This window comes from Oceanobacillus luteolus, from assembly GCF_042678205.1.
GTDB lineage: Bacteria > Bacillota > Bacilli > Bacillales > Amphibacillaceae > Oceanobacillus > Oceanobacillus luteolus.
In genome coordinates, this window is record NZ_JBHUDE010000095.1 from 1 (window position 1) to 3,279 (window position 3,279).

Consider the following 3,279-nt stretch of genomic DNA (forward strand, 5'->3'; position numbering starts at 1 on the left):
CCTCCCGCGGAAAGCGAAGGTGGACCGGGACTGCGGACATCAGAAGAATATCTGTATCTGTATAAATCTTCCCTTAACCGGTGTTTTGTTTGTGTTTTAGTATAGTAATATTAGAATTGTCCTAACCTCGTTGTTATCTTATACGGTTTACGTAGATTCGTTTATGATCTTGGATTCCTGATAAATAGATTGGAGATGGGTCATTGTCACTTTCTAATTCAATCGAAGCTCCGTCACTAGGCAGCGTGTTTTGGAAGATTTCTTCATATTTTTCCACGCTGACTTCTTCTCGGGAACGAAATAGCTCTTCGTGTCGATTGATATGTAAGTACTTTTTATAGTCAGGTTGCAGGATTCCAGTGAAGAATTCACCAACAGCTCCCGAACCGTAGCTATATAAACCAATCTTCTCTCCAGCTTGAATTGTATCATTTTCCTCTAATAATGAAAGCAAGCTCAAATATAGCGATCCTGTATAAATATTGCCGACTCTCCGGTTATAACGGATACTAGTTTGATAGTTTGCCTTTAACTTCTCTTGTACTTCTTCCGTACCTTCTTCAAGGATTGTACGTAAAGCTTTCCATCCCATTTTTGTATACGGAGTGTGGAAACATAGAGCAGCAAAATCAGCTAATGTACGACCTGTTCGCTCTTTATATTTTTCCCAAACTTTATTGAAAAATAGTATATATTGTTCGTTTGAAAACTTTCCATCCACATAAGCGTTCTCCGAGTATAACGGGCGCCAGAAATCCATAATATCATTTGTGAAATACGTACTATCGTTTTCAAGCAACAGCAGCTTCGGATCTTTACTGATTACCATAGCAACCGCGCCAGCACCTTGGGTTGCTTCACCCGGGGTTCCAAGTCCATATCTAGCAATATCTGCACCAATCACCAACACTTTGCTGTCTGGATTTAATGCGATATGTCCTTTAGCCATCTGAATTCCTGCCGTTGCACTATAGCAAGCCTGTTTCAATTCAACGGAACGAGCGTATGGATTCAATCCTAATAAATTATGAACATAAACAGCAGCCGATTTAGAATGATCAATCCCTGACTCTGTCCCGAATAAGACAAGATCGATTTTTTCCTTATCTTCCTCATCAATAATCTGTAGTGCCGCATTAGCCGCTAAAGTTACTGCATCCTGTGTGACAGGAGCTAACGCCATTTCATCTTGTCCAATTCCAATGGTAAACTTGTCCGGGTCTACCCCTCTTGCTTCCGCCAATTTAGTCATATCCACATAATACGGTGGTGCAAAGAAACCAATTTTATCTATTCCTATATTCAATTGATGACGCCTCTTTTCTCTAATATTTCACATCAAACAAGTGATTTTCCTCACATAAGTAAATTTTCCTACAATATTTAAATTTTAATATAGATTACATTTAGAAGCAAATATAGTCCCGTTTACACTTTCAGATCCTGTGTGTTTGAATTTTTCTATTTCCTTAACTCAATCAAAAAAGCCGATTGAATACGTACATACGATTCAACCGGCTTTATTCATCAAAATCCATATTCAGCTTCTTTTGCTGCTCGGATATCCTCCAACGCATTTGTTAAAGTGATTGTATCTTCTATTAACCGATCCATGCGGAACAAAATATCATCATTAACAATTTCTTTACGATGAAAATCTTTTTCCTCAATAAACACATACGATTGAGTCAGTTGACCTTTCATATAAGAAATGATTGGTTTGATTTGGGTCTCAGCAATTAAATAATGTTTCGGTGAGCCGGCTGTGACAACAATGCTCACTACTTTATTCAACAGCGCCTGCTCCGGAAGCAGATCAAAAATATTTTTTAATGTTGCTGGAATTGACGCCTGAAATACAGGCGTTCCAATTATTACAGCATCAGCATCCATAATAGTTTGGGTAACATAACCAGCATCTCCTGTATACTCCAAATAATTCCGTCCATCACTGAATGGAATATCGTACTGTGCTAAATCAAGCATGGTCACTTCAATATCTGGATATTTATCTTTAAAAGTCGTTTGCACATATTGTAATGCTGTCCTGGTTTTTGAACCGACAATCGACCCTTGTAGTAATACGACCTTCATACTTCTTTCTCCTCACTTCTTCTTTGTATATTTACGAACTTCTGGTAATATTTTTCACCGATCAACTCGATATTTTTCATTAGATTTTCAAAAGGAACACCACCGAAATCAATCTGTGCGATATAACGTTGGTGATTGAATAGCTCATGCTGATAAAGCATTTTCTCAACTATCAATTCAGGGCTTCCGATATTCATTACATCCCGCGGATCAGCCCCTTGAGCGAAATGCTGTTTCGGATAACCGCGTCCGTTCGTCAACTTCATCCCTTCATTAATATGGGGATAATACGCGCGTTGTGCTTCCTGAGTCGTTTCTGCAGTATAAAACAATCCTGCAGTCGCTACTGGTAGCTGTTCCGGAATATGACCTTGTCCCCGAGCAGCCTCACGATAAGCATCAATCGAATATTTGAAACTTGTCGCAGGACCACCTAAAGTTGCTAAGAACATAGGTACCCCTTGATAACCTGCTTTAATCGCACTAGCAGGTGGTCCTCCTACCGCACGCCATATCGGCAGTTTACCTTTCGTTGGTCGTGGAAGGACTTCCGCATCCTTTAACGTTGCACGGAACTTCCCCTCCCATGTAACTTTCTCTTCCTCATTAATCTTTAACAGTAATTCAAATTTTTCTTCAAACAATTCTTCGTAATCTCTTACATCATAACCCAGCAGCTCAAACAGGCCAATTCGTGAAGCTCTACCTGCTATGATTTCTGTGCGTCCTTCAGATATTAAATCGATCGTTGCAAAATCTTCAAACACCCGGACCGGGTCTGAGGTACTAATGATTGTACTTGAGCTTGCAATCTTAATCTTTTCGGTAGCTTGGGCTATTGCCGCCAGAACTACTGAATGCGCCTGGGTAGTGAAATATTCTTGATGACTTTCCCCCACACTGAAAAAATCAATCCCGGCTTGTTCCGCCAGCTTTGCAAGTTCAATGATCTCTTTGATACGCTGACCTGCAGGTATCCTCTTTCCTGTATGCGGATTAGAAATATGATCACCCAGCGTATAAATTCCAAACTCCATTCCCAACTCAGGTTGTATTCCATAGGATTCCATATATATTCCACCTCGTATATTATGTTTAGGCACTTAGTTTCCGCCTATTATTTCCCTTGTTAATCAACCTGTTGATATGTCAAATGACTTGGACGCTCTGGGATATTCCTAGATA

2 protein-coding genes and 1 pseudogene are annotated in these 3,279 nt (G+C 39.8%); all 3 read right to left on the bottom strand.

Annotated elements, in window-relative coordinates:
* Positions 1–133: 133 nt before the first annotated feature.
* The 3 genes and pseudogenes from ACFSBH_RS12440 to ACFSBH_RS12450 all read right to left on the bottom strand — a co-directional run bounded on the left by ACFSBH_RS12440 (position 134) and on the right by ACFSBH_RS12450 (position 3,164).
* Positions 134–1,306: a hydroxymethylglutaryl-CoA synthase gene (locus ACFSBH_RS12440; protein WP_251511134.1), complete on the bottom strand. Its 1,173-nt coding sequence runs from the start codon at positions 1,304–1,306 to the stop codon at positions 134–136.
* Positions 1,307–1,527: 221 nt separating this feature from the next.
* On the bottom strand, positions 1,528–2,094 hold the full coding sequence (locus tag ACFSBH_RS12445; protein WP_251517980.1) for an NADPH-dependent FMN reductase: 567 nt from the start codon (positions 2,092–2,094) through the stop codon (positions 1,528–1,530).
* Positions 2,095–2,106: 12 nt separating this feature from the next.
* Positions 2,107–3,164: pseudogene (locus ACFSBH_RS12450) on the bottom strand (LLM class flavin-dependent oxidoreductase).
* Positions 3,165–3,279 lie beyond the last annotated feature (115 nt).

What these genes read in the sequence shown, in the direction of transcription:
- ACFSBH_RS12445 (WP_251517980.1), bottom strand. Translation starts at nt 2,094, where the DNA reads ATGAAGGTCGTATTACTACAAGGGTCGATTGTCGGTTCAAAAACCAGG.